We start from the raw sequence: 592 nt of genomic DNA, 5'->3' as shown, positions 1-592 counted from the left end.
CATTTCTCCGGCCCACTCCTGGCAGGAAGCCTTGGCGTTTGTTGAAGAAAAGCGTATCGAATACCCGGATGCCACTCATCACTGTTCAGCCTTCGTTGCAGGTGCACCGGATGGCGGTGCTGTGGTTGGGTTTGACGACGATGGTGAGCCTTCTGGTACTGCTGGTCGCCCGATGTTGAATGTACTTCAACATAAGCGTATTGGTGATGTTGTGGCTGTAGTGGTGCGTTACTTTGGTGGCGTGAAACTGGGGGCTGGTGGGCTGGTCAGGGCTTACAGTGCGTCTGTTCAGCAGGCCTGTGAACAATTGCCCCTTGAGCAGCGGGTTGCACTAAGAGCGGGCGTACTTCTCTGTGACTATGCCCGGGAGCAGATGGTTCGCCATCACCTTGACCAGTTTCACGCGAGCCTGGAGCAGTGTGACTATGGCCAGTCAGTCAGGATGATGATCTTGATGCCAGAAACCGGAAGAGAGGACCTTACCCGACATTTGTACAATGTCAGCCGGGGCCAGATTATTATTCAGTGGCAGGATGATGTCTGAATCTTTCTGTCTTATGAGCGTATGTTTAAAGCATAAGCTCTGTGAGAC

Annotated in this window: 1 protein-coding gene; it reads left to right on the top strand. The window is 52.9% G+C overall.

Annotated features, from left to right (window positions below):
* Window positions 1-544, top strand: a 544-nt coding sequence (locus tag J7438_RS27010; RefSeq protein ID WP_209279099.1) for a YigZ family protein, incomplete at its 5' end; no start/stop codon positions are given.
* Window positions 545-592 lie beyond the last annotated feature (48 nt).

Origin of the sequence: Thalassotalea sp. G20_0 (assembly GCF_017744175.1) — a bacterium.
Lineage (GTDB): Bacteria > Pseudomonadota > Gammaproteobacteria > Pseudomonadales > Endozoicomonadaceae > Endozoicomonas.
Note: the sequence above shows the minus strand (reverse complement) of the source record. Positions and strands in the feature narration are given on the sequence as shown.